This is a genomic window from Streptomyces sp. 840.1, assembly GCF_003751445.1.
Lineage (GTDB): Bacteria > Actinomycetota > Actinomycetes > Streptomycetales > Streptomycetaceae > Streptomyces.
In genome coordinates this window covers 464,971-490,694 of sequence record NZ_RJUU01000001.1, presented here as the reverse complement: position 1 = coordinate 490,694, position 25,724 = coordinate 464,971, and the positions used below count along the sequence as shown (strand labels likewise).

The 25,724-nt window shown below is 69.3% G+C and carries 19 protein-coding genes, 1 tRNA gene and 4 pseudogenes; 16 read left to right on the top strand and 8 right to left on the bottom strand.

Annotation, left to right across the window (positions count from 1 at the left end):
• The first annotated feature begins 163 nt into the window (after positions 1 to 163).
• From EDD93_RS02150 to EDD93_RS02140, 3 genes and pseudogenes are all read left to right on the top strand, one after another.
• Complete coding sequence (locus tag EDD93_RS02150; RefSeq protein WP_123523541.1) at positions 164 to 799, top strand: hypothetical protein; 636 nt, start codon at positions 164 to 166, stop codon at positions 797 to 799.
• 256 nt (positions 800 to 1,055) lie between these two features.
• Positions 1,056 to 1,457: a PPOX class F420-dependent oxidoreductase gene (locus tag EDD93_RS02145; RefSeq protein WP_123523540.1), complete on the top strand. Its 402-nt coding sequence runs from the start codon at positions 1,056 to 1,058 to the stop codon at positions 1,455 to 1,457.
• A gap of 224 nt (positions 1,458 to 1,681) precedes the next feature.
• Positions 1,682 to 1,963, top strand: a pseudogene (locus EDD93_RS02140) (hypothetical protein); the annotation flags it as partial.
• Between the two features lie 208 nt (positions 1,964 to 2,171).
• On the opposite strand, the gene EDD93_RS02135 reads toward EDD93_RS02140, so the two are convergent.
• Positions 2,172 to 3,125 carry an urea transporter gene (locus EDD93_RS02135; RefSeq protein ID WP_123523538.1) on the bottom strand — a complete coding sequence of 318 codons (954 nt, stop codon included), beginning with the start codon at positions 3,123 to 3,125 and terminating at the stop codon, positions 2,172 to 2,174.
• Positions 3,126 to 3,502: 377 nt separating this feature from the next.
• A pseudogene (locus tag EDD93_RS40030) lies at positions 3,503 to 3,598 on the bottom strand (XRE family transcriptional regulator); the annotation flags it as partial.
• Between the two features lie 332 nt (positions 3,599 to 3,930).
• Here EDD93_RS40030 and EDD93_RS02120 point away from each other — a divergent pair.
• The 7 genes and pseudogenes from EDD93_RS02120 to EDD93_RS39340 all read left to right on the top strand — a co-directional run bounded on the left by EDD93_RS02120 (position 3,931) and on the right by EDD93_RS39340 (position 13,055).
• Entirely contained in the window at positions 3,931 to 4,434 is a 504-nt protein-coding gene (locus EDD93_RS02120) for an SseB family protein (protein ID WP_398902717.1), read from the top strand.
• A 34-nt stretch (positions 4,435 to 4,468) separates the two neighbouring features.
• On the top strand, positions 4,469 to 5,068 hold the full coding sequence (locus EDD93_RS02115) for a hypothetical protein (protein WP_148083830.1): 600 nt from the start codon (positions 4,469 to 4,471) through the stop codon (positions 5,066 to 5,068).
• Between the two features lie 396 nt (positions 5,069 to 5,464).
• Positions 5,465 to 6,493: a linear amide C-N hydrolase gene (locus EDD93_RS02110; protein ID WP_311318296.1), complete on the top strand. Its 1,029-nt coding sequence runs from the start codon at positions 5,465 to 5,467 to the stop codon at positions 6,491 to 6,493.
• Positions 6,494 to 6,910: 417 nt separating this feature from the next.
• Complete coding sequence (locus EDD93_RS02105; protein WP_260255876.1) at positions 6,911 to 7,294, top strand: SseB family protein; 384 nt, start codon at positions 6,911 to 6,913, stop codon at positions 7,292 to 7,294.
• Positions 7,291 to 7,933 (top strand): annotated as a pseudogene (locus tag EDD93_RS02100) (hypothetical protein). The gene EDD93_RS02105 and the pseudogene EDD93_RS02100 overlap by 4 nt, the downstream one beginning before the upstream one ends.
• Positions 7,933 to 12,633: a putative T7SS-secreted protein gene (locus EDD93_RS02095; RefSeq protein WP_123523533.1), complete on the top strand. Its 4,701-nt coding sequence runs from the start codon at positions 7,933 to 7,935 to the stop codon at positions 12,631 to 12,633. Before EDD93_RS02100 ends, EDD93_RS02095 begins: the two are co-directional and overlap by 1 nt.
• 20 nt (positions 12,634 to 12,653) lie before the next feature.
• Positions 12,654 to 13,055, top strand: a complete 402-nt coding sequence (locus EDD93_RS39340) for a hypothetical protein (RefSeq protein WP_148083829.1) — start codon at positions 12,654 to 12,656, stop codon at positions 13,053 to 13,055.
• Between the two features lie 349 nt (positions 13,056 to 13,404).
• Here the strand turns inward: EDD93_RS39340 and EDD93_RS02090 are convergent, their stop codons facing one another.
• The 4 genes and pseudogenes from EDD93_RS02090 to EDD93_RS02080 all read right to left on the bottom strand — a co-directional run bounded on the left by EDD93_RS02090 (position 13,405) and on the right by EDD93_RS02080 (position 18,921).
• A complete protein-coding gene (locus tag EDD93_RS02090) occupies positions 13,405 to 14,721 on the bottom strand; it encodes an MFS transporter (protein WP_123523532.1) in 1,317 nt (438 codons plus the stop codon).
• Complete coding sequence (locus EDD93_RS02085; protein ID WP_260255875.1) at positions 14,711 to 16,543, bottom strand: condensation domain-containing protein; 1,833 nt, start codon at positions 16,541 to 16,543, stop codon at positions 14,711 to 14,713. The genes EDD93_RS02090 and EDD93_RS02085 overlap by 11 nt, the downstream gene beginning before the upstream one ends.
• A 33-nt stretch (positions 16,544 to 16,576) precedes the next feature.
• Positions 16,577 to 17,809, bottom strand: a pseudogene (locus EDD93_RS40025) (DUF6271 family protein); the annotation flags it as partial.
• Positions 17,791 to 18,921 (bottom strand): phytanoyl-CoA dioxygenase family protein, encoded by a 1,131-nt coding sequence (locus EDD93_RS02080; RefSeq protein ID WP_123523531.1) that lies wholly within the window; start codon positions 18,919 to 18,921, stop codon positions 17,791 to 17,793. The pseudogene EDD93_RS40025 and the gene EDD93_RS02080, both read right to left, overlap by 19 nt.
• Before the next feature lie 534 nt (positions 18,922 to 19,455).
• On the opposite strand from EDD93_RS02080, the gene EDD93_RS02075 reads away from it, so the two are divergent.
• From EDD93_RS02075 to EDD93_RS02065, 3 genes are all read left to right on the top strand, one after another.
• Positions 19,456 to 20,313: an aminoacyl--tRNA ligase-related protein gene (locus EDD93_RS02075; RefSeq protein WP_123523530.1), complete on the top strand. Its 858-nt coding sequence runs from the start codon at positions 19,456 to 19,458 to the stop codon at positions 20,311 to 20,313.
• A gap of 92 nt (positions 20,314 to 20,405) precedes the next feature.
• A complete protein-coding gene (locus EDD93_RS02070; RefSeq protein ID WP_123523529.1) occupies positions 20,406 to 20,678 on the top strand; it encodes an acyl carrier protein in 273 nt (90 codons plus the stop codon).
• Positions 20,679 to 20,688: 10 nt separating this feature from the next.
• Positions 20,689 to 21,324, top strand: coding sequence for a 4'-phosphopantetheinyl transferase superfamily protein (locus EDD93_RS02065; RefSeq protein ID WP_260255591.1), 636 nt, complete (start codon positions 20,689 to 20,691; stop codon positions 21,322 to 21,324).
• Between the two features lie 189 nt (positions 21,325 to 21,513).
• On the opposite strand, the gene EDD93_RS02060 is transcribed toward EDD93_RS02065, so the two are convergent.
• Entirely contained in the window at positions 21,514 to 21,927 is a 414-nt protein-coding gene (locus EDD93_RS02060; protein ID WP_123527538.1) for a hypothetical protein, read from the bottom strand.
• Positions 21,928 to 22,210: 283 nt separating this feature from the next.
• Here EDD93_RS02060 and EDD93_RS02050 point away from each other — a divergent pair, with 283 nt between their 5' ends.
• On the top strand, positions 22,211 to 23,581 hold the full coding sequence (locus EDD93_RS02050; protein ID WP_123523527.1) for a cellulase family glycosylhydrolase: 1,371 nt from the start codon (positions 22,211 to 22,213) through the stop codon (positions 23,579 to 23,581).
• 176 nt (positions 23,582 to 23,757) lie between these two features.
• Here the strand turns inward: EDD93_RS02050 and EDD93_RS02045 are convergent.
• A tRNA-Arg gene (locus tag EDD93_RS02045) sits at positions 23,758 to 23,829 on the bottom strand.
• A gap of 218 nt (positions 23,830 to 24,047) precedes the next feature.
• Here EDD93_RS02045 and EDD93_RS02040 point away from each other — a divergent pair.
• Both EDD93_RS02040 and nrtL read left to right on the top strand, forming a co-directional pair.
• Positions 24,048 to 24,482 carry a response regulator gene (locus EDD93_RS02040; RefSeq protein WP_260255590.1) on the top strand — a complete coding sequence of 145 codons (435 nt, stop codon included), beginning with the start codon at positions 24,048 to 24,050 and terminating at the stop codon, positions 24,480 to 24,482.
• Between the two features lie 55 nt (positions 24,483 to 24,537).
• The gene (gene nrtL, locus EDD93_RS02035) at positions 24,538 to 25,716 is read left to right on the top strand and encodes an ArgS-related anticodon-binding protein NrtL (RefSeq protein ID WP_123523525.1); all 1,179 of its coding nucleotides are present in this window, start codon (positions 24,538 to 24,540) and stop codon (positions 25,714 to 25,716) included.
• The last annotated feature ends 8 nt before the right edge of the window (positions 25,717 to 25,724 follow it).

The following is a 25,724-nucleotide window of genomic DNA, read 5'->3' as shown; positions in this document are numbered from 1 at the left end:
GTTTCGCATGCTAGCGAGCCGTGCTGACAAGGGCCGTCCGTCAACGACACGGCCGAGCTGCCGTGCGGCCCGGCCCCTCATCCGCGCGTAGTCGCAAACCGGGGACCAATCGCCAAGGTCGCCCATACGATCGAATACCTACTGAGGCGCCGGAAGGATCCAGATGCAGGCTTCCGAGATATCCGCTGCGGCGGTCAGGGTGCTGACCGGGTCCACGCCGGCCTCGGCAGAGCAGACCGCAGCGGTTCGCGAAATAGTCTGGGGCCAGCTCGGGCGTACCGCGCTGGGATCCTCCGCCCTCGCCCGTCTGCACGAGCAGCCCGGTGCCGGGTCGTCGGGCATCGTCGAATCCGTGATCGCGGACGAGTTGCTGGCGGACCCGGACTTCGCCGACCGGTTGCGTGCAGCCCTTCAGCCGCCTCCCACCTCGGCGACGTATGACTACTCTCCCGACGTCACCGCAGGACCTCCGCCTCCTATGGCGCCTGCCGGACCGGCTGCGCCTCCGCTCCTGGGTGCCCCGGACCCCGCAGAGGTGCGGAAGGTGTGGCTACTGGGGCTCCCACAACTCCTGCTGTGCTACGTCGTCCTGTTCCTCCTGGGTGCGGCCGGACTGAACGGACTGGCCGGCACTCTTCTGTTCCTCCTCATCTCCGGTGGCCTGGCCGCCTACGGACTCCGGTGCGGTGCCATCCTCCTGCGCCACTCACGTGGCCCCTGGCTCATCGCCGGAACAGTGCTTGCCGGCCTCGTACTGCTCAGGATGGTTGTCTCGCTCCTCGCACTCCTCATGGTCTGAGCGCCTCACTGGCACCACCCCAACTCTGCCGCCGATGACACACGTTGGGTGTCGCCAGCCCGAGAGCCGCCGTCGAAGGAAAGCCTCGAGTCCGGAACGGAACGTGGGTGACTACCGGTACCGGCCCGCTCGAGTGAGGAAAGGGGAACGGGCATCCAAGGAGTGTAAGGAGCCGTGGTCATAGGGCTGGCGGGTCTCTCGCCCGCGCTCCTCGGGACCGGGAATGTGGGGCCGTGCAGCCCTGTTGACCCCTCACATGACACGCTTCGACGGCTTCGACGCCGCCACCGCAAAGCTCCTCGACGGCAAGAACTTCGCGACGCTCGCCACCCTCAACCCCGATGGTGGGCCGCAGACTTCAGTGGTCTGGTACGTGCGCGAGGACGGCACCCTGCTGGTCTCGGTGACGGCGGCCCGGCGCAAGGCCCGCAACATCGACCGCGATCCCCGGGTCAGCCTGACGGTCTTCGATCTGGCGAACCCGTACCACTCGGTCGAGGTCCGTGGCACTGCCGAGCTGCTACCGGACCCGGAGAAGGAGCTGCCGCGTCGGCTGTCGCACCGCTACTTGGGCGAGGACCCGCCGCACGAGGGGGCGGAGGAAGTGCGTCTGATCGTCCGGATCACGCCGGAGCGGGTGAACGGCTTCGCGGTCTAGTGGTGCTTCGTTACTTTGAGCGATCTTGCCTGGTGGTGGGGATCCTTCGAGCGTGAAGCTGGGGGTGTGCCTCACGTGCGAGGCACCCTCTCGACGGTTGCTGAAGCGGTCGACGTCCCTCGGCCGGTCTCGACCGCAGGCACGCAGGGCGATGGAACTTTCCGGCGCGGCCCCGGGTCTACCAGGGTACGGAAGCCCCGCGCCCGGCCGCGCTCAACGTCTCCGGCCGCATCACCCGCGACGCCGCCCCCGACTGGTGCGCAGGCCCGGAAGCCCCCTTGGCCGGGCCGGCGGACGACACAACGGTGCGCTGCGACCTGAGCGGCGTCGTCCATCCGGACCTGGCAACGGTCGAGGACATCGCCCGCCTCTCCCTGACAGCCCGCAGAACGACCGCCTGCGCGCTGCGCCTACGCGGAACGCCTCCGGAACTGCGGGCATTGCTCGGGCTGGTGGGACTGGTGGGGCTGGTGGGGCTGGTGGGGCTGGGGGACTCGCAGGCGTAAGGCCGCTCGCGGGCTCACTCCGCGAAGGGGTCCAGCCCGCGTACGTCCTCGGCCTTCACCACGTCCGAAGGGTCCGGCCTTTGCGGTTCGACCGGCACGTCGACGTCGACCACCACGGGGGTGTCCGCGATCTCGAACTCGATGCCGCGGGGCGTCGGTCTGCTAGGTGTGGAGTTCGTCGATCTCGCGTGGTGCGGGGTTCATGGCGTCATTTCGCCTTCTCGAGCGAGATGCCCGGCCGGTCCAAGGCTGGAGCGGCCGCCAGGAAGAGCCAGGTCGTCACGACGAACGGCCAGGTGAAGGGGGAGCCGCCGGAAGGCCGGGCGAAGGCCTGCCAGGCAGCCGTGAAGGGGACCGATGAGATGACGGCGAGCGCGGCGTATCCCGCGGTCCACGGGGTGACCGTCAAGAAGGTGGCCGCCAGCGCGATGGCGACGAGTACCGCGTTGTAGCCGTACAGCCCCGCGCTGATCGGGTCGGCGGGCAGGCCCGTGGCACAGGCGGTCACGATCGCGACCACGCTGCCGCAGGCCGCGGCCACGGCGGCGGCCCGGGACGCGACGAGCAGCCCGGCCAGCAGGATCAGGCCCGCGTACCACTTGTCGAGAAAGAAGATCTGACCGAAGTTGTCGCAGAAGGCGCGGCCGAGTTCGAGGGCCGACAGATGAGTGATCCCGTCACCGTCGATCGCCGGCGCGGCGGCGGCCGGGGCGGTCGGCAGGGCGATCTGCAGCACTCCGGCAACCAGGCAGAACGGGGCCGTCAGTACGGGCAGGCCGACCCGGCCCAGCAGACGGCCGGCCGCCGCACCCAGTACCGCGCAGACCGCTCCGGCGAGGACGGCGAGCAGCGCGGTGCGCCACGAGGCCCCGAGCCGGACGACGACGGAGATGGCGGTCAGGCAACCGCAGTAGCCCTCCAGCCCTCTGACCAGACCCTCCCGGTCGGCGCCCAGCAAGGACGCGGCCACGGTGGAGGCCGCCGCGCCGAGCAGACCGTACAGGCCGATACGCCAGCCGTTCGTGAACAGTGCCGCGGTGAAAAGCAAACCGGTCCACGGGCTGGCGCTGAGGGCGACCTGCGCAATGCCTCGTAGCTGTATCCGCCCCGCATCGGCGGCAGCCCGGTGTCCGGGCTGCGCCGCCCCCATGGCAGCAGGCATGCATTCTCCCTGGTGGTGACACGTCGAATGCACCAACAACCCCTGCGTTTAAAGGGATTGATGCCCGGTCAACAACTTGTTGAAGCGTACGCCCGGCGTGGCCCGCAAACGCTCGGTGACGACTGGTGACCGAGCGGGCACCCACGGGGATGCTCGCTGATCACAAGCGCGGGTGGGTGTGTCGAGATGCCGATACCTTGACTCTCTTCGAGAACCCTTGGGCAGCCTTTGAGGCTTCCGTGGCGAAAACTCGACCAAGAGACGGAGATCTTCCTCCCGTACTCAGAAGTCCCGGTCGAGCACCGGCTTGCCGAGTCGCGCACGCAGTGGCATTCGGTCTCTCGGAGTGGTCGGGGCACTGCCGCCGTAGGCCGGTCCTCGGTGTCCGTGACCCGAACCTCCTGCAGGGAGCCCGCGCGGCGGCCGTTCTCGAACTGCACCAACTTGGGTCCCTCGGCGGCGATCTCCTGGAGTGCCGGCCGCTGGGCCGGTTCGTTTGGATCGCTTCCGCCGGCCGGGGTTGTCGTTGATGATGTCTGTGTGACTCACCGCATCAGCGCTCTGATCTCGGCCTCAGGTGTTCTTGCGAGCGTGATGCTGGTCGTTGCGGGCGTTCGTGAGTACCGCTCTGGCGCGTCGGTTCTCTGGGTCGTGGCTGGAGCCGCGATCTTCCTCAGCGCTTCGTACACGCTCGTGCGGGACGTTCAGCGGCTCCGCGCTGGGCGGACCGACTGACGGCGGTGCCGTTCCAATCGACTCCGCCAGTCGTTGCTCCCGGGAACCACACCGTGACATTCTGCTATGCATGTTCGATAACGGGGATGATGCGGCGGCTGCGCCTGCCCGGTGTTCGACGACGGCCGGCGCGGCGGATCCGGCCGGCTGGTCCGATGGCGAGGGGGATTCCGCACTGAGGGGGGCACCGGTCATGGCCGGTGCGATGACGGCGGCGGGTGATGCGGTGACGCGGCGTGAGTTTGCTGTGTTGCTGGGTGAGTTCCGGCGTGCGGCGGTGTTGGTGCCGCTGGACGGGGCCGGGGATCTGTGGTCGGCGGAGTGGGACGGGGTCCGTTGGATCTGTGCGTTCTCGGACGAGGCGGCGTTGGCCCGGTTCGCGGAGGTCCGTGGGGAAGCCGGGCGTGAGTGGGTGTTCCGGGCAGTGCTGGGTGCGCGGTTGCTGGATGTGATGGTGCCGATGTTGCCGGGGCCTGCCGGGGTGGCGTTGGACGCGGGCAGTGCGGATGGCGGGATGTTGTTTCCGCCGGTGGCCGGGATCGTGCCCGACGCGGTTGCCGTGGGAATTCCATGAGCCTTTTCCAGCCTCAGGCTCAGGGATGGGCGCCGTGAATGACACTGTCGCGGTTGCCCTGATCACGTCCCTGTCCACGCTGAGCGCGGCGGGGCTCGCAGGTGCGGCTTCGGCGTGGGTGACCGGCCGGCAGCTACGTCACCAGAGTGTCCTGGCCCGGGAGGAACGGGCCGAGCGGCGGGCGACCGACCATCGGGAGATGCGCCGGGAGGCGTACGAGAAGCTCTTGTCCGAGGCTGACGCGGCCTACCGCGTCCTGGACGAGGGGTGGTTCGCGCTTCCGCTCCCGGAGTCGCGCCGCTGGGAAGCAGGATTCGCTGCGCGCAGGGCTCTGGATGAGGCGTACATCCGGGTTCGGCTGGTAGGACCGGACGAGGTCGCGGAGCGCGGAGCCGAGGTTCTTCGCAGCATAGGTCGCGAGTTCCGACTGTGCGCGCGCATCGTGAACGACAGCCCGGACGCGACTGACAGCGCCGCCGAACTCGAGCCTTCAGCCCGCTCAGGGGCACTGCGTGCCCGGTCCGCCGGCAGCACCGGGTTCGTTGCCGTGGCCCGGAGGGCACTGGACGGCGAGGTGTCGGCCACACCACGGACGGGCCCCGGCTCAGCGGGGCGGGCCCACGGCATCACGTGATCAAAGCGGATGCCCCGGGAACCCTGCGGGCCCTGTGTCCTGCTCGACGGGCAACGTTCGTGTCCGGTCTCCTGCCGGCGACGGATGATCAACCGGCTCCGCGACGTGTTGGCCGGCGTTCTTCCCGCCCTGGGGTCGCGCTTTGGCTCGGCCCGGTACCCGGACAGTCAGGATCCGGCGAGGCTACGGCCGCTTTCGGAGGCCGCTCAGCAGCTTCACCGCGGACTCGCTATTCCGCTGCCCGGCCCGGCCGGGGGCTGGTCAACGTACGGGCCCAGCAGGACGGCGCCCCTGGGACCAGCCCGTGTCCTGAGCTGAACACGACCGGAACCAGCAGGACGATTTCCCCCTAATTCGCCATAATGGCGATGTGGACGATCACGACCTCTGTCCACTATGGGTCAGTTCGGATCTCTGACGGCCGGAAAGCGAGAACGTATGTGTACGCGGGCACTCTGGGCTGATGCGGGCGGGGCGGTTCTTGCTGGGCGGAACATGGACTGGATGGAGGACATGGCGACGAACCTCTGGGCGTTTCCGCGTGGCATGTCCCGTGAAGACGGTCTCGGTGGGGCGCTGACCTGGGCCTCTACGTACGGCAGTGTGGTCGCCGGTGCACATGACCTGATGACCGTCGACGGGGTGAACGAAGCCGGTCTTGCGGCGCATCAGCTGTTCCTCCCGGAGTCCGACTACGGCGAGCGGGACACGAGCCGGCCTGCGTTGAGTGCGGCGGTCTGGATGCAGTACGTACTCGACAACTTCGCGACCGTCGCCGACGCGGCCGCCTGGATCGAGAGCTCGCAGCTGCAAGTGGTCGCGCAGACCGACCCGTCGAGCGGGAAGGCGGTGACGCTGCACATGGCGCTGGATGACCGGTCGGGCGACTCGGCGATCGTCGAGTACCTGGACGGGACGCCGCGGGTGCATCATGACCGGGCCTACACGGTGGTCACCAACTCGCCTCCGTTCGAGGAGCAGCTTGCTCGCCTGCGCACGATCGAGGGCTTGGGCGGAGTTGAGCCCCTGCCGGGCGGGACTGATCCCTCGGACCGTTTTGCCCGCGCGGCGTACTACTTGTCCAGGCTCCCGCAGCCCGCCGGCACCACCGAGGCCGTGGCGTCGCTGCTGAGCGTGATGCGCAACGCCGCTCAGCCCTTCCGTGTGGCCGACCCCGACAAGCCCTACGCCTCGCAGACCATTTGGCGCACCCTCGTTGACCTGACCAACGGCATCTATGTCTATGAGTCGACGTCACGGCCCAACATCGTCTGGGTCCGTATGTCCGGACTCGATCTCTCGGAGGGTGCGCCCGTGCTGAAGCTCGACCTGGCCCACGACACCGGCCTCGAAGGCGGACTCGTCGGAGATGTCACCGGCAGCTTCACCCAGGCACCGCCGATGGCCTTCCTGCCGGCGCTGTAGGGACTGGCTGTACGAATGCGCCCCGGTGCCGGTGCCGGTTCCGGCGCCGCGACGTGTTGATCGGAGGTTTCCGGCCCCGAAACCGTTCCCCGACCACACGTCCTACAGAACGCGCCGGTTGTCGCTGCCCGCCCCGGCAGAAGCTTCCACATGCCGTGGCCAAGCAGCTGGCGCGCCGGACGCGCCAGGCGTTCACTGCCGAACGGCAGGCCCGGGGCCGGAACGCGGCTGACTACTTTTCGTCGTTGCTCCTGGAAACGACTCCGTGACAGTCTGCAATGTATGTTCGATAACGGGGATGATGTGGCGGCTGCGCCTGCCCGGCTTCCAGGGACGGCCGGCACGGCGGGTCTGGCCGTCCGGCCCGCCGGCGAAGGGGATCCCGCGCTGAGGGCTGTATCCGACGCGGCCGGTGCCATGACAGACGCCGATGATCCGGTCGCGGTGGCGCGGCGTGAGTTTGCTGTGTTGCTGGGTGAGTTCCGGCGTGCGGCGGTGTTGGTGCCGCTGGATGGGGCCGGGGATCTGTGGTCGGCGGAGTGGGACGGGGTCCGTTGGATCTGTGCGTTCTCGGACGAGGCGGCGTTGGCCCGGTTCGCGGAGGTCCGTGGGGAAGCCGGGCGTGAGTGGGTGTTCCGGGCAGTGCTGGGTGCGCGGTTGCTGGATGTGATGGTGCCGATGTTGCCGGGGCCTGCCCGGGTGGCGTTGGACGCGGGCAGTGCGGATGGCGGGATGTTGTTTCCGCCGGTGGCCGGGATCGTGCCCGACGGGGTTGCTGTGGATCTCGGGGGGCTGCGATGAGCGGGGAGGGCTCGGAGCTTCGGGTGCCGCCGGAGGCCGGAGATCGCGAAGGGGATCGATCTGGCGCATGCGGAGCTGAAGGATCTCGGCATGATCGGACAGGCGTCGATGGGCCGGGGATTCTCCGATCTCGCTTTGTCGGGGCTGGAGTTGGGGCATGGCGGGCTGACGTCGGAGTTCGGGACGTTCTGCGATCGCTGGGAGTGGGGTGTGCGGGCTCTGACGCAGAAGGGCAACGGCTTCGCGCTGGGCGTGGGGCTGTCGGCTGGGTCTTTCGCCGAGCAGGAGCAGTACGTAAAGGACTCGGTGAAGATCGGCGTGAACTCCCTGAACGGGAATCCGCACCTGTCCGAGGACGAGGTCAAGGACAAGAGCTGGGACACGATCAGCAGCCAGACCTCGTACGACAACCCGGACTGGAGTGCGAAGTCGATGCTGGAGGCGCACGACGAGGTGAAGCAGACCTGGAAGGACACGACCTACGACGTGGAGGATTCCCTGCTCGACTCGATGGAGCGCTCCGGGATGGTGGACCCGGATGTGCGGGCGGCGGCGGATGAACAGCTGAAGCAGAAGCTCGATCCGTCGCAGGAGACGATCGATCGGGCCGAGAAGCCGCGGTGGGGGGAGAACCGCTGATGGTGGACTGGGGGAAGCTCGGCGGAGACCTGTACGACGGTGCGGGCAAGCTGGTCGACAAGGGCAAGAAGGTCGTCGGTGAGGTCGTCGACGAGGGCACCGACATCGTCGGCTCGGGCCTGGAGAAGGTCGGTGCGCACGAGTGGGCGGACACGGTCGAGGACTGGGGCGACGAGACCGCGTCCTCACTGGGTGCGGAGATCGGGGAGCAGCAGCTCGGTCAGAGTGAGGAAGCGGACGAGCTGATCCATGGCCGGCCGGAGAAGATCAGCGCGACGGTGACGAACCTCCGGGACTTCCACCGGGCGTTCGATCTCGTCGGCGGCGGGATGAAACGGCTCGACTCCGGTCACTGGAAGGGTGCGGCTGCCGATGCCTTCCGGGCGAAGTTCGAGACGCTGCCGACGGACTGGCTGCGGGCGGCGGATGCGTTCGAGGACGCTGCGGGGGCGTTGGAGACGTACTGCGGCACGGTCACGAGCGCGCAGGCCAAGGCCACTGAGGCGATAGCTCTCTACAAGGAGAGCAAGCAGGACTACGAGCGTGCCGCAGCCGCGTTCAAGGAGAAGGCGGAGGCGTACAACGCGGTCCGCAACACCGATCATCCGCTCCCGCATCCGGGAAAGTTCACCGATCCGGGCGTGGCCAAACGCCAGCACGCCCAGGAGATCCTGCAAGACGCGCGGCGGGCGCGGAACGAGGCCGCCGAAGTGGCCAAGTCGGCCATCACCGCGGCGATGGCACACGCACCCAAGGAGCCCACCGGTCTGGCCCGCGCCGAGCAGGAGCTCATCGACTACGAGGTCGGCCAGGGAATCGAGCTGTCCCACTTCGGCGGCGGAGTCCTCAAGGGCACCGCGGGGATACTGAACTTCGTCCGCTCGGTCGACCCGCTCGACCCCTACAACCTGACCCACCCGGCCGAGTACTACAAGGGCGTCAACACGACGCTCGCCGGGCTCGCATCCACCGCCGCCAATCCCGACCGGGCACTGCAGAACGCCTGGAGCGCAGCCAAGGGCGACCCCGCCGAATTCCTCGGCCGACTCGTCCCCGAAGTATTCGGCACCAAGGGAGGCGGCCTGCTCAAGGGCGGTCTGCGCGCCGGAATGAAGGACCTCCTCAAACACCCCAAGGGCAAGGGCCGCCGCGGCCACGAGAAGAACCCCGCCTCCAGCGCCAAGAAGTGCAGCGAGGTCAAATGCGCCGGTGACCCCATCGACGTCGCGACCGGCCGCATGCTGCTTCCGCAGACGGACATCGCGCTGCCCGGATCGCTGCCTCTCGCCTTCGAGCGGGTCTTCGACTCCTCCTACCGGGCCGGCAACTGGTTCGGGTCCGGCTGGTCGAGCACGGTCGACCAGCGCCTGGAGATCGACGCGGAAGGAGTGGTGTTCAGCGCCGAGGACGGCAGCCTGCTGGCCTACCCGCACCCCGCGCCCGGCGTTCCCGTCCTGCCGACGCACGGCCGGCGCTGGCCCCTGGACCGGGTCGACGACGGCTACACCATCACCGACCCGGACACCGGCCAGGTCCGCTACTTCGCCGACCACTCCAACGGCGAACTGGCGCTCCTGGCCCAGATCGACGACCGCAACAACCGATGGATCGCCTTCGAGTACGACGAGACGGGCGCCCCGACGTCGATCGTCCACCACGGCGGCTACCACCTGAAGCTCACCACGCACGAGGGAAGAGTCACCGCCCTCCACCTGGCAGGCGCCGCCCCCGACGGCACCGACCAGGAGATCCTGCGCTACGGCTACACCGACGGCCACCTCACCGCGACCACCAACTCCTCAGGCAAGCCCCTGCGCTTCGACTGCGACGAGCACGGCCGCATCACCGCGTGGACCGACACCAACAACAGCCGCTACGAATACGTCTACGACGAACACGACCGCTGCATCCACCAGGCCGGCACCAACGGCTACCTCGAAGCCCACTTCACCTGGGACGACACCGACCCCGTCACCGGCCTGCGCATGACCTCCATGACCGACGGCCTCGGCCACACCACCCGGTACGTCATCAATGACCGCTCCCAGGTCATAGCCGAGATCAACGCACTGGGAGCTGTCACCCGCTTCGAATACGACCAATACCACCGGCTGCTGTCCGTCACCGACCCACTGGGACACGTCAGCCGCTCGACGTACGACGAGCACGGCCGGCCTGTTGTCGTGGAGCGCGCGGACGGACGCAGGGCTACGGCGGAGTTCAACGCTCTAGGGCTGCCCGTTCTTGTGAGGAGAACAGACGGCACCGTTCTACGCAGTGCTTACGACGCGCGAGGTAATCGTCTCGCGACCACAGACTCTGCAGGCTTGACGACTCGGTTCTTGTACGACGACGCGGGGAATCTCATATCAGTGACGGATGCCCTTGGCCGTGCCTCGCAGCTTCGCTGCGACCCCGCGGGACTTCCCGTCGAGTTCACCGATTCGTCGGGGGCCACGATCCGCTACTCACGGGATTGCTTCGGTCGCCTCGCTGCAGTTACCGGCCCTCTTGGCGCAACCATCTCCTTCGAATGGACAGTCGAGGGGAAGCTTGCTCGCCAAATCGAAGCCGACGGCTCCTACGAGTCTTGGACATACGACGGCGAGAGTAACTGCACTTCCCACACTGCGTCGTCCGGCGGGACGACCTCTTTTGAGTACACGAGCTTCGATCTGCAGGTGGCACGGACCGAGCCGGATGGCGTGAGGTACGAGTTCAGCCACGATGTCGGGCTGCGCCTGACTCGGGTGCTCAACCCCCAGGGCCAATCATGGAGTTATGACTACGATCCGGCCGGCCGGATCGTGAGCGAAACCGACTTTGATTCTCGTACGCTGAGTTACGTGTACGACGATGCCGGGCATCTCATATCGCGTACCGACGGTATTGGCCATACCGTGGAATACGAACGCAACGCGCTTGGCCAGACCCTGCGCAAGACGGCGCAGGGCGCGGTCACCACTTTTGAGTACGACCTATTCGACGAAATCGCCTTGGCTATTGGCCCAGATGCGACGTTGACGCGGCTGCGTGATCGAAATGGCCGCCTGAAGTCTGAGACCGTCAATGGCGGCATAATCGAGTTCACCTACGATGCTATCGGTCGCAGAACAGGGCGCAAGACGCCGAGCGGTGTGATCAGTACTTGGAAGTACAACCGGGCAGGTCGATGCAACGAGTTGACAACCTCGGGGCGCACATTCCGGTTTGGCTACGACGTGGCCGGGCGGGAAGTCGTCCGCCAGATAAACGAGGCTGTAACCATACAGAATTCCCTCGACGAAGTAGGTCGAATCACTAGCCAATCAGTGACAGGGGCGCAAGGTGAGCCCATCCAGCGTCGTGCTTACGCCTATCGCACGGATGGGCACCTCACGAGTATTCACGATGACCTCAATGGCTCGCGGACCTTCGACCTCGACACCACAGGCCGAGTAACTGCGGTCCATGCAGCAGGGTGGACAGAGCAGTACACCTATGACGATGCCGGAAACCAAACGAATGCGGTCTGGCCATCTTCACATCCCGGGCAGGAAGCCACAGGGCCTCGGCTTTACCGCGGCACGCGCATCACTCAAGCAGGAAACGTGCACTACGAGTACGACACTCAGGGGCGCGTTGTACTGCGCAGGAGACAGCGCCTCTCGCGCAAGGCAGATGTTTGGCGCTTTCGCTGGGGCGTCGAGGATCGACTTGCCGCCGTCACCACACCCGACGGAACCCTGTGGCGCTACCTCTACGACCCTGTGGGGCGGCGCATAGGGAAGCGGCGACTGGCCCCCGACGGCTCGACCGCGCTGGAGAGGGTGGACTTCATCTGGGATGGCCCCATTCTGTGCGAGCAGGTGACGTACTCTCCCATATTGCCCCACCCGGTCTCGGTGACTTGGGACTATCACGACATGCGTCCTGTGGCCCAGACCGAACGCATACTGGCCAAGGATGTACCGCAGAGCGAGATCAACGAGCGCTTCTTCTCGATCGTCACAGATCTTGTTGGTACGCCGACCGAGCTCATTGACGAGCGGGGGGCTATCGCGTGGCGGACGCGTGCCACTCTGTGGGGCACGACTACGTGGGCGGCGTCCAGCACCTCATACATCCCGCTGCGCTTCCCGGGGCAGTACTTCGACCCGGAAACGAGTCTCCACTACAATTTTCACCGCCACTACGACCCGGAAACTGCGCGGTACTTCAGCTCTGACCCACTCGGTTTGGCCGCCGCACCGAACCCCAGTACCTACGTCCATAATCCACATACCTGGTCAGATCCTCTGGGGCTTTCGCCATGCCCGCGCGGCCCCTACGACTTTCGGGAACCAAATTCCGCTCATCCGCCAAGTGCCAACCTCACTGATGTAATGAGAGCGGCACCCCGAGGCCCGGAGGTTGACTGCTCCGACATCGCTTCTTTCATATCTCGCAGAGCCGATGGGGAAGGTAGAATAGTGCACTATACGACTTTCTCGGGCGGTGACATCAGGATCCCTGAACGCGCCGGCGCCCGTGTGGATATTGAGGATTACACCTTCCATGAGGTGTATACGGACGGGCGTTATGTCTACGATCCAACTCTCAGTCACAATCCAGTTCCTCTTGGTGACTATGAGCGGGCGTTGAGGCTGACGAATGATGGAGAGAAAGTCATCCGGAACAATGGGGAATACAAGATGCCGCCCCCGTGGAGGCGGCGTTGAAGTCGGCAGGAGAGGCAGGCATGAAACGAAATGAGCGGGCACGGCAGGTGTTGAGTCGTTTCGGTGATGTGGCGTGGTTTAGACACCCGGTGGAGCGTCACCCCATTTATGGCTACCTTCAGATCTCATTTGTGGCGTGGCGTTATGTTGAGCCCCGTGAAGAGCTGAAGAAATTGTTCGAGGCGGCCGTGAAAGAAGCGCCGGAGAGGGTCGAGTGGACGTTTAAATCGGTGAGGAACTGGATGATCGTGCCGAGTCGTCTCATGCGAGAGGCTGGGCCGGATGGTGCAAACTTCAATGATGCTATGGGTGCAATTCGGGAGAGTGACCAGGAATTCTGTGCGGCGACGGCGGAAGACCTCGAAAATATCTTTCGGAAACTTGAGGAAGTCCCGTCAATTGATGGTTCGTCATCGGCCTGAACGCAGGTCCCGGGTTGCTCAATCCGTCCAGGCCCGACCAGCTGAGAGGGAAGCCTGGTCGAGAGGGCAGCTGGCATTGGATGCCGGTCCGCGTGGCTCAGCCACCCGACTCCGTCAACGTACCGCCGGTTCGAGCAGTGACAGGGATCGCTGCCGATCGTCGAGCGGTTCCTTCGCGACCTCCGTCCCGAGGTCCGCAGGGAGGCGGCAGAGGCGATGAACGAACTGCGCTGGAGCCGGGGGCAGGGCCAGGAGCCAACCGAGACAGCCCAGTAGCTTCGGGGCTCGGTCGTGAGGCGACTGCGTTGGCTGTCGATGGCTCCCGGCCCCCGCAGCGCCCCGCCGCCCCTCACACAGCCCCCGCCGGCCCGACCGCCGGCACCTCCTCCGCCGTGATCGGCGACTCCAGCGCGTCGGCCTTCCCCGGCTCCCGGCCCAGGCGGCGGATGGCGGGCACGCTCAGCATGGCGGCCAGACACACCACCGAGACGGCCGAGGAGAACAGCAGCACGCGGTCCGCGCCGAAGGCCTCGGATGCCGGGCCGGCCAGGGCCCTGCCCAGCGGGATGGCCATGATGGACCCGGCGACGTCGTAGGCGTACACCCGGCTCAGCACGGCGAGCGGGATGTGGGACTGCACACTGGTCGCCCACATCACCCCCCAGAAGGCGAAGCCGCAGCCGGCCAGGACCCCGGTGAGCATGGTGGCGGTGAAGGACCAACCCAGGGCCGGGGCCAGGGGGTTGAGGGCGAAGCAGAACATCGCGCAGGCTCCCGCGACGAGCGGGCGGGTGGGCCGTACCCGCATGCCGAGCAGGCCGCCGACGATCGTTCCGGCGCCGTCGGCGGAGGCGATCCAGCCGTAGCCGTCCGCCCCGTGCTGCTCGGTGAGCAGGGCGGCGCCCAGCGGCAGGGCCGGCCCGAAGACGAACAGGCCGTAGATCGCCCAGACGACGATCACGCCCCACAGCCAGGAGCGGGAGCGGAACTCCTGCCAGCCCGCCTTCAGGCGGTGCAGCACCGGGTCGTCGCCCTCCTCCCGGACGACGCTGAGCCTGCGCAGCGGTACGAGGACCAGCGCGCTGAGCCCGTAGGCCGCCGCGATCACGAAGTAGGAGCCCGCCACCTGCCAGTAGCCGACCAGCAGACCGGCCAGGCCGGGGCCGACCAGCGCGCTCATCGCCTCGGATATCCGCAGCAGCGCGTTGGCCCGCTGGATGTCCGGCGCGACCTGCGGAACCATGCTGGCTACCCCGGGCTGGAACATGGCGGTCGCGGCGCCGCTGAGCGCCATCAGGGCCATGATCTGCCACAGGCGCACCTCGGTCGTGAGGAGCAGCGCCGCGAGGGTGAGCATGGCCAGCATCCGCACCAGGTCGGCGCCGACCATCATCACCTGCGGGGTGAACCGGTCCGCGAGCACGCCGCCGAACAGCACGAGCAGGGCGATCGGTGCCATCCACGCGGCCAGCGCGTATCCCACACCGCCGGCGCCGTATCCGGCCCCCAGCACGGCCGTGGTCAGCGAGACCATCAGCATGCCGTCGGCGAGCAGCGAGGCGCTGCGGGCGGTGAAGAAGAGCCGGAAGGAACCCGACTTCCAGGGGCTGGGGAGCGGAGCGGAATCCGGGGACTCCGGCCGGTCCAGCACTTCGTCAGTGGTCATCTCGCGTCGGCCGGTGACGGCCGTTCCCTTCCATGAGGATCCGCTGCCGGAGCCATGCGGTGCTTTCGCCCGGAGTGGCCGGCGAATCGTGAACGATGACGTATCGCGTGGGCGCCAGGAGTCCCGAATGGCCGGGGCCGGGCGCGGAGATCACGTCCATCAGCGCGGTGTGGGCCCCGTCCGGGGTGAGTGGCGCGCCGCCGGACGCGATGAAGGCGGTCAGGCCGCCTCCGGGGGAATCGCCGACCGGCTCGGGTCCGGAGACGTCGTCCGTCGTGACGTGTACGGGCAGGCCGCCCAGTGCGTCGCTCAGGGCGCCCGCCACGGCGGTCGGTGATGTCCAGCAGCCGTCCACCTGCAGCCAGTCGCCCGCGCGCACGGCCGGCCGGATCCCGGTGACTTCCGTCAGTGCGGCCAGCGGTACGTCCTCGTACGCGACCACCTCGAGCAGCTTCACCAGACCGGTGAGGAAGGTCTCCGCCTCCTCCCGGGAGAACAGTGCGGGGTCCGCCCACATCCCGAGGTGCAGCACCGGGTCCGTCCGGTAGGCGAAGCACAGCAGGCGGGTCGGCAGTACCTGCACCGGGCCCCAGTCCAGGTCGAGTTCGGCGTCCTGCGCGTCCCCGGTGCGGCTGTCGGTGGCGGGAGCGCGGGTGTCGGTGAGGACGCTCACGTCGTTGAAGACCACGTCGCGCGCGAAGTGGCTGCCCCGTTCGAAGGTGGTCCCCTCGATCGCCTCCCACAGGCGTACCGAGTCGAACTGGCTGTGGCGGTAGGCGCCGAGCGCCGCCCCCCACGCCTTGCGCAGCACCGCGTCGAAGGAGGGCCCCCGCACGTCGAGGGAGAGCAGCGCGTCCTGCGACAGGGTGTTGACCGAGCGGGCGAGCCCCGGGCGCGACCGGTTGGACAGCGGGGCGGCGGCGACGCAGGTGGACTGGCCGGCGCGGTGCGCGACGAGCGTGCACCACGCCGTCAGCAGCACGGTGGGCGACGGGCTGCCGGTGCGCTTGGCCGCCTGCGCGAGCGCTCGGGCACCCCGCCGCGAGCGCAGGGTGAGCTGCGGCTGCTGCCCGTCCGAGCGGACGGCCCTCGGTTCGGCGAACATCTCCTGCGGCCCGGTGCCGATGATCTGCTTCCAGTACCGCAGTGACGCCTCCGACCTGCGCAGTCCGGCCGGTGTCGCCTCCTCGGCCGCGAGATCGAGCGGGGTGAGCGCTTCCACCGGCGGCAGCCCGGCGCCGTCCAGCAGCGCGAGCCACTCCTCGCGCAGTACGGCCAGGGCGCTGCCGTCCGTCACCGCGTGGCTGGAGGACAGGGTGACGAAGGCCGGTGCTCCGCGCAGGCTGAGCAGGGTGATGCGGAGCGGGAAGTCGCGGTCCAGCCGGAACCGCCCCGCACGGGCCTGCCGGGCGACCGTCTCGGCGTAGTGCGCGGGGTCCGCGCCCAACTCCTCGTGGTCCAGGACGCGTACGGTGAAATCGCCTTCGGCGGCGACGACTTGGGTGCGGGACGCGCCGGCGGCCGGCTCGGGGAAGGTGGTGCGCAGCGCTTCGTGGCGTACCACCAGTTCGCGCAGCGCGTCGAGGACCTGCTGCAGCGCGGCGCCCTGGGGGACCGGCCAGACGTCGTGGTTGTTGATGTGCAGGGGCTCGTCCCGCAGGATGCAGCGGATCATGTTCGCCTGCCCCATCGTGACGGGGCCCCGGCGCCTCTCGCCGCCCGCGTAGGCGACGGTGACCGTACGTTCCTGCCCCGGCCGGGGCGTCCCGCTCCGGGTCCCGGCACCGGTACCGAGGCCGGCGCGTCCGGCGGCCCGTACCAGGGGTTCCCAGGCGTCGATCAGCAGGGCGAAGTCCTCCATGTCCGCCCTGGCCGCGGCGAGCAGCGGTTCGCGGTGCGCGGCGAGGGCCTCCGCGACCGCCGTGTACCGGCCGCCCAGCGCACGGTAGGAGCGCTCGATGACGTCGAACCGTTCGGCGTTCCCCGCCGGGTCCAGCCGTGTGCTGTCCCGGACCAGCGCGGCGACGGCGTCGGGACGGACCCGGCCCGCCGGGTCCAGCAGCGTGTCGCCGGCCGCCGCCGCTGCCGCGTACACGGCGTTGAAGTACGGCGTCGACAGCAGGAACTTCGCCAGCCGCACCTGGTAGGCGACGAAACCGGCATCCGAACGGCGTTCACCGGTGTGGTAGTTGACGATGTGCCGGTTGTGCAGCACGCCGGGGAGGCGGGCGTCGTGGACCAGGTGGATGAGGAAGTAGTCGCTGCCGATGGTGTCCGTGGCGGGCGGCAGCGGAACCGCCCCGTAGACCCGGCTGTCGAAGCCGATGTTGCACATGTCGACGCGGGTCGGCGCGACCCTGGTGAGGGTGGTGAGGTCGGCGGCGAACGGAGTCGTCCCGGCGCCGCGGAAGGACTCCTCGATCAGGTTCCGCCGCCAGATCTCCGGATACCCCTCCGGCACCGACAGCCCGACCAGTTCGTGGTGCACGGCCGGGTCGAGCCGGCGGATCTCCTCGACGTCCACGGACATCTCGCCGATGAAGGAGCCGCCCACCATGGCCACCGGCCGGTGCGCGTACGCGGGGTCGAGCCGGCTGCGCGACACCAGGTCCGCGACGTCGGCGGCCCGCCGCCCCAGGGAGGTCAGTTCCTGGTGGAGGGGGAAGACCGGCTCGCCGTCCAGGCTCTGGTACCGGCTGTCGGAGTCCCGGCGGTGCACCGATTCGCAGCCGAGCGCCTCCGCGATCAGGAAGGCCCGGTTGGTGCAGGCGCCGTACGACACGCGGTCGGGCAGCATCAGGCCGAGCACCCGGTCCGGGTCGGCGACGCCGGACGCGGTGGCCACCTCCCGCAGGAAGGCCCGCTGCCGGGCCTCGTCGAGGTGGTGGACGACCACGCCGGGTTCCCGGGGCAGAGCTGAGACGGCCGCCCGGTGCCCGGTGAGTGCCGGGGCGTCGGACGAGTCCAGGATCAGCAGGTGCACCTCGACGCCGAAGTGCCGGGCGCCGTGGGCCGCCTCCGCGGCGACCGCGGCGATCGTCTCGGCGCAGGGCCGGTTCGTCGGGAGGGTCAGGCAGACGCGGCGCACGACGGCTCCTCGCTCCGTCCGGCGGCGGGCTGCTCCTGGTCCTGGCCCTGGACCTGCTCCTGGCCCTGCTCCTGGTCCGCGTCGTTCCACGAGGTGAGGCCGAGCAGCCGGCTGCCGAGCCCGTCGAGCGTGGCGGTGGGGTAGCGCTTGGACTCGTGCTGGGTGAGATCGCCGACCAGGGTGCGGTTCCAGCGCGGGGTGCGCAGGTGCCGCCAGGACTCGACGCGTGAGCGCCGCAGCCTCTCGTGCTCCTCCAGCGCGGGCATCATGGACAGGTACTGGACCGCCCGGACGCCGTCGCGCGAGGTGTTGCGGGCCACCCCGTGGGCGAGCAGGCCGTTCCAGATCAGCAGGTCACCGGGGTGCAGGTCGGGCCGCACGACCGGGAACTCGGAACGGTCCACCGAAGGACGGATGGGGTCCCGGTCCGCGGGCTGGCCGATCTTCCACTCCTCGAACCGCCGGAACAGCTCGGGGCCGCACTGGAAGCCGCCCGTCTCCGGGCTGGTGTCGTTGAGCGCGATGATGCCCTGCACCCGCTGCGGCGGGACGCCCAGCGTGGTGTCGATGTCCCAGTGCAGCTCGATGTCGAAGCCCCGGTCGGTGGCGTCGATGAGAGCGCGGTCCCGGTTCCCGACGTTGGGCGGGTTGAGGTTGAGCCGGTCCAGGGTGACCCACAGCTCCTCGCAGTCCCACACGTCGACGAAGGCGTCGTACACCCGCTGGGCCTGGCGGTTGTCCCACAGCAGCTGGTGGTGGTACGCCTCGACGAAGCCGTAGACGTGCAGCTGGCGGTCCAGTTGGGAGCGGAACGGGCGGTCCTCGTACCAGCTGTCCGGCCGGTCCGGGTCGAGGCCCTGGAAGTCCCACGTGAAGTCGAGGAGTTGACGGGCCGTCTGTGCGGGGACCGCCTCGCGGACGACGACGTAGCCATAGGTCTGCCAGTGGGCGAAGTCCTCCTCGGACAGCACCCGCAGCGGCCGCGACTTGCTCAGTTCCCGAAGGGTGGTCTGGGCGAGGTAGGACTCGCCGTCGGCGCTGAAGTAGGGACGGTCGGACGCCGCCCGGTGCAACCGGGGACGGCGGGAGCCTTGCGGGGTGTTGGGTATCACTCTGACCTTCTGGGCAGGGGGACTCGGGCGGCCCGGCGGTCGCCCGGGGTCCCGTTGGCAGGCGCCGGAGGAAGGGCGCGCGGGAGGCGTGAGAAGGGCATGGCGGACACGGACTCCTTCTCGGCCAGGGGCAGCACGCCGCTGTCCGCGGAGAGTGCGAACGGCAGGATCGGGGGCGGTCACTCCGGCGGATCGGTGGAGATCCCGCGATCAGCACAGTGGTCCAGACCATTACCCCTGTCAAGCGACGCGCCGGTACGGGCGCGCGGGCCGTTGTCACCGCCGTGGGCAACGTGCCGGGTCAGCAAGGTGTTTCGTCATCTTTGGTCTAGACAAATTACGGCGACCCGCCCTAAGGTCCCTACGTGGCATGGCTCCTGACGGAGCCTCCGTCGGCGCATTCCGTGCGTTCCGTCGAAATGGCCACCTTCACAAGGAACTTCGCTCCGCCCCGACCAGCGGTCCGGAACGTTCCGCCCTGCCGATGGACCATCTCCTCGGCTCTCCTCGCCACGCTCAGAGGGAGCGGTCTGCATGAGCACAACCGACACCACGAAGCCGTCGGGTATCACCCTGAAGAGCCCGGGACCCGGACTGGTCCCACTGGACCCGGTCCACACCGCCCTGCTGCACGGACTGGACTCCCTGCTGACGGGCCTGGCGGCCAGGCTCTCGGCACCGGAGGTGGTGGGCCCGCCCCTGCTCTCCGCAGAGGGCCTGTCCCGGCTGGACTACTTCCGCAACTTCCCCCATCTCGGTGTCGCCGCAGGCCGCTTCGCCCCGGACGCCTTCGACGGGCTGGCCGGCGGTCAGCAGCCGGGCGGCCTGCCGCTGGAGCCCACCGGCCACCTCCTGCCCTCCGCCACCTGCTACGGGCTCCTGCTCTCGCTGGAGGGACAGGACATCGGCGCGGACGGGCTGAGGCTCTCGGCGACCGGCCGCTGCTACCGCAACGAGACCCACTACGACGGGCTGCGGCGGCTCTGGGGCTTCCACATGCGCGAGGTGCTGTACCTCGGCACCCAGGACGGGGCATCCGAACACCTGGACCGAGGGGCGGAGTTCATCCGCGAGGCCGCCGCCCTGCTCGGCCTGGAGCTGACCCGGGCCGCAGCCGACGACCCGTTCTACGACAAGGGCGGATCCCGCGCCCGTCTGATGATGCTGGACCCGGTCAAGCACGAGTTCAGCGCCCCGGACGGTACCGCGATCGCCTCGGTCAACCGGCACCGCAACTTCTTCGGCGAGCGGCTCGGCATCCGCGCGGGCTCCCAGGAACCCGTGTACAGCTCCTGCGTGGCCTTCGGCGTCGAGCGCTGGGTCCACGCGATGGTCCTCGCCCACGGCACCCCCGAACTGGCCCTCGACCGGCTCCGCCGCGCCGGCGACTGAGCGCCTTCCGGCTCACCCCGGAGCCGAGGCGGCCCGGCTCCGGGCCGCCTCGGCTCCGACAACACCCGTACGACAAGGAACGGTTCCCCACCATGGACAGCATCACCGCGTGGCTCCACGAGAAGAACCCCGGCCTCACCGGCGCCCTCGCCCCGGACGAGGACCTGATCGAGGCGCGCCTCATCGACTCCATGGACTTCCTGGAGTTCATCGACCTGCTGGAGGAGCTCTCCGGCAACAGCATCGACCTCCAGGAAGTCACCATCGACGACTTCCGCACCCTCGACCGCATACAGCGGACCTTCCTGACCCCGCCCGTCCCCTCGGCGGCCTCCGGGGCAGCCGCAGGTGCGGCGTCCGGATGAGCGTCCGCCGTTGAGCGTCCGTCCCCGGCCGCGCCCCGGCCGCGTGGTGGCCGCGGTGGCCACCACGGCGGAGGTCCTGGCCCACCCTGAGCTGGACGCGGACATGCTCGCCCCCTGGGAGCAACGGCGCCTGGCCCGGATACGGGTGCCGGCCCGCCGCGACGACGTGGTCGCGGCGCGACTCCTGCTGCGCCTGTGCGCCTCACGCTTCACCGGCAGCGCCCCGGACGCCCACGAGCTCGTCCAGTTCTGCCCCGAGTGCCGGCAGGACGAGCACGGCCGCCCCTCGCTCCGGGACAGCCCCCGCACCGGCGTCAGCATGAGCCACGCCCAGGGCCTGGTCGCGGCGGCGGCCGGCCCCGGCGCCGTGGGCATCGACGTGGAGCCCGCCACCCGCCGGCCCGGCCCGATGGCGGTGCTGCGGCGGGTGCTGCCCGAGGCCGAACTGCGGGCGGCGGCCGCTTCGCGGGACCCGGGCCCCGGACTGCTCCGGGCCTGGGTGCGCCGGGAGGCCCTGCTGAAGGCGGGCGGCGCCGGCCTCCCGCTGCTGGAATGGGAGGACCCCGGCCGTGGCGCCACGGCGGCGGTCGCGAGCGCCGCACCGGTCGACGTCCTGCCCGGGATCGCGGAGCCCGGCTGCCGGTGAGCGGCGCCCCGGCCGGGGCCCGCCCCCGGTGAGCCTCAACCGCTCAGGACGCCCTCGGCCGGTCGGGCGCGCACGCTACGGCGGCCCGCACGGACCCTGCTGGGGTTGTGCGGGCCGCCGTAGCGCGCCGAGCGTCCCGCCTCTCGGTCCGGCCGCCGGGGCTTCGGCCGGCCGACGGTCAGCCGACGGTCAGCCGATCTGCCCCCATTGCGCCGGGAAGTCCGGAGGCCAGGCCGCTTGTGGGCCGTACAACGACTGCCGCTCGCCCATCAGCTCGTACTCCGCCTCCCGCCACGACGGCTTGCCGCTGCGGACGAAGCTGTCGCCGTCCTGCTCCAGCATCCATGTGAAGGGGGCGTCCTCCTCCGGAATGCCGTGCCGCTCGCTCAGCACGCCGAACTCGGCCTCGTTCGCCGCCCGGACGTAAAGCCCGTTCCGGTAGAGGGGCTTGAGGAACATCAGCGTGACGTGGCCGAAGTACACCTCGACCCTCGTCGTGGTCCGGTCCACCAAAGTGGCCTCACTGGTGAGAAAGAGCTGCCGGTGCGAGGGGTTGAACCCGCTGACCCTGAAGAGCCGCCCCTCCCGGCGGAAATCTGTCACGCCCACCATCACCTCACTCATCGCGCCCCGGCTCTCCGTCGGAGTAGCTGAAGCGTTCCGGACCGACCGGTAGGGCCTTGCCCTTGTCGTTGATCATCTTGATACCAGGCGCGACCGGCCCGTCGCCCGCCGCCGTCGGATTCGCTCCGCCGGTCACCGGACGCCGGAATCCGCGGCGGTCGAATGCCTTCTGCGCATCGGCGTTCCGGTGTACGGTCTCGGGCCAACGGGGAAGTGGGAGCGCTCCCATATCGGTTGTCCGCTTCGAACGAGGAGGAACACCTTGAAGCGTCTACTCGCCTTACTGGCGACCTGCGCGACGGTCCTGGGCCTCACGGCACTGGCCACCCCTCAGGCGGCGGTGGCCGCGACCGGCTGCCAGGTCGACTACACCGTCACCAACACCTGGCAGGGCGGCTTCCAGGCCGCGGTGAAGGTCACCAACCTGGGCGCCCCCGTCGCCGGCTGGAAGCTCGCATTCGCCATGCCGGACACGGGGCAGCGGGTCGCGCAGGGCTGGAACGCCACCTGGTCGCAGGCCGGCTCCGCCGTCACCGCCACCGCCCCGGACTGGAACGCCACGCTGGCCACCGGCGCAGCGGCCGACCTCGGCTTCACGGGCTCCTTCGCCGGCGCCAACCCGGCCCCCTCGGCGTTCACGCTCAACGGCGTCCCCTGCACGGGCTCCACCGGAGAGCCCCCGGTCGTGGACGACGGCACCCCCGTGGGGACCAACGGACGGCTTCACGTCTGCGGGGTGAACCTGTGCAACCAGTACGACCGCCCCGTACAACTGCGGGGCATGAGTACGCACGGCATCCAGTGGTTCAGCCAGTGCTACAACGCCGCCTCCATGGACGCGCTGGCCCATGACTGGAAGGCGGACCTCCTGCGTATCGCCATGTACGTCCAGGAAGACGGCTACGAGACCGACCCGGCCGGCTTCACGGACCGCGTGAACGGCCTCGTCGACATGGCCGAGGCCCGCGACATGTACGCCCTGATCGACTTCCACACCCTGACGCCGGGCGATCCGAACTACAACCTCGACCGCGCCAAGACGTTCTTCGCGTCCGTCGCCGCCCGCAACGCCGACAAGGCGAACGTGATCTACGAGATCGCCAACGAGCCCAACGGCGTGAGCTGGGCGGCCATCAAGAGCTACGCCGAACAGGTCATCCCGGTCATCCGGGCCGCTGACCCGGACGCCGTGATCGTGGTCGGCACCCGTGGCTGGTCCTCGCTGGGAGTCTCCGACGGCTCCGGCGAGAGCGAGGTCATCAACAACCCGGTCAATGCCACCAACATCATGTACACGTTCCACTTCTACGCCGCGAGCCACAAGGACAACTACCGCGCCGCAGTGAGCCGGGCCGCCGCGCGACTGCCCCTGTTCGTGACCGAGTTCGGCACGGTGAGCGCCACCGGCGGTGGAGCGATGGACCGGGCGAGCACCACGGCCTGGCTGGACCTCCTCGATCAGCTGAAGATCAGCTACGCGAACTGGACCTACTCCGACGCTCCGGAGAGCAGCGCCGCGCTGCGCCCGGGTACGTGCGACGGCACCGACTACAGCACCAGCGGCGTACTGACCGAGTCCGGAGCACTGCTCAAGGACCGGATCAGCACTCCGGACCACTTCCCCACCGGCTGACTCGACGGTCCGGCGCGGGGTGCCAAGCGCGCCGATCTTCATGTCCTCGGCTGAGCCACCGCCCGTGGTGGCTGGTCACGCAACGACAGAAGAGCCGGATCCAGTGGAACTGGATCCGGCTCTCGAAGTCTGGCACTTCACTTTTTCAACGTAATGATCACGCTGTCCGGTGAAAGTGCCCCCGGCAGGATTCGAACCTGCGCACCCGGCTCCGGAGGCCGATGCTCTATCCCCTGAGCTACGGGGGCGTATCGCTGTGTTGCTTGGCGACGGGTGAAACACTACCAGCTTCGACGGGGTGGCCGTGAACAGGTATTTCCGAGCCGTCGCGGAGGTGTCGCGGACGTCCCGCGAGCCCCGCCGGACCCGTCGCACACACATCCGGCCAACCTGCGCCGCCATCCGTCCGGGGACGGAAGTGGGCAAAACCCGGACGCAGCCACTCCGGCCCGCCTACTCTCGAAGGGTGTCAGGGGCGTCCGGCCGCGTGCTTGTTGTCGACGACAACAAGGTCATCCGGCAGTTGATCAGGGTCAATCTCGAGCTTGAGGGCTTCGAGGTCGTGACCGCGGCCGATGGTGTCGAGTGTCTGGATCTGGTGCATCGGGTCAGTCCCGATGTGATCACGCTCGATGTCGTCATGCCCCGGCTGGACGGTCTGCAGACGGCCACCAGACTGCGCTCCGATCCACGGACGCGGCATCTGCCCGTCGCGATCATCAGCGCCTGTACGCCGTACGAGGTGGACAACGGTGTCGCGGCGGGGGTCGACGCGTTCCTCGCGAAGCCCTTCGAGCCGAGCGAGCTGGTGCGGGTGGTGCGGGAGTTGATGGAGCGCGGCCGCCCGTCGGCGCTCGACGGCAGGCAGGGCGCCGGGCGGGCGGAGCGCGCCGCCGGCTGACCGGATGGCGAAACCGGTTCGCGAAAGGCCCCCCTCCCTCCCATACGCTTGTCCCGTGACCCCCGCCGACCTCTCCTCGACCGTGCTGCACGCCGTGCGCCGCGCGGTCGACGAGGACGCCTTGCACGCGCCCGTGCCCGCGCGCGTGCGAGTGGAGAGGACGCGGCCGGGCGGCCGGGGCGACTACGCCAGTGCCGTCGCTCTCCAGCTGGCCGGGCCCGCCGCACTGCCCGCGCGCGAGGTGGCCGAGATCCTTCGGGAGCGGATGGCCGGCGCACCGGGGATCGGGCGGGTCGAGATCACCGGACCCGGATTCCTGAACTTCACGCTCGACGCCCCCGCCGACGCCCACGGCGCTCTCGTGCGCCAGGTGCTGGACCAGGGGCTGCGCTACGGACACGGCGACGCGCTCGCCGGGACGCCGCTGCAATTCAGCCACGCCCGCGAGGTCCGGGCCGCCGTCACCGCGGACGCGGTGCGCAGGCTCGTACGGTCCCAGGGCGCGCCCGTGCGCATCAGCTGCGACGAGGCCTCCGACCCGGACTGGGTGCGCCTCGGCATCGCCGTCGACGCCCACGGCCGGCCCCCCGTACCGCTGACGGAGATCCGGCCGGTCCCGGCCGGCGCCACCGCCGGGGAGCTGCTGGAGCGGCTCGGGCCCGACGCCACCCGCTGGGGGCTGCTCCGGCCGGCCGGTCACGACCGCGCCCGGCTCGATGGCGGGCTCCTCGTCCAGGGCGAGGGCAACCCGCTGTTCCTGGTCCGCTACGCCCACTCCCGCGCCCACACGTTCACCCTCGGCGCCCAGCGGCTCGGGTTCACCAGCGACCCCGGCCAGGCCCCCGGCCAGGACTCGAACCGCGCCCAGGACCAGGACCAGGACCAGGACCTCGGCCGGAACCGGAACCAGGGCCAGAAGCTGGGCCCCGCCCCCACCCCCGGCCGAGCCGCTTTCGATGAGCCCGAGGCGCTCGCGCTCCTCGCCCTCGTCGCCGACCACCCCGCCGTGCTCGCCGCCGCGGCGCGCCACCGCGCGCCCGACCGGCTCGCCCGGCACCTCGAAGCGGTCGCGCACGCGTTCCTCGACCTCCACGACGCCGCGTCACCCCTGCCCGTCGGGGACGAGAAACCCTCGGCCGCCCACCGCACCCGGCTCGCTCTTGCCGAAGCCGCCGGGACGGTGCTCGCAGGCGGCCTGTCCCTGCTCGGCATCAGCGCGCCCCCGTACCTCTGAGAGACCCG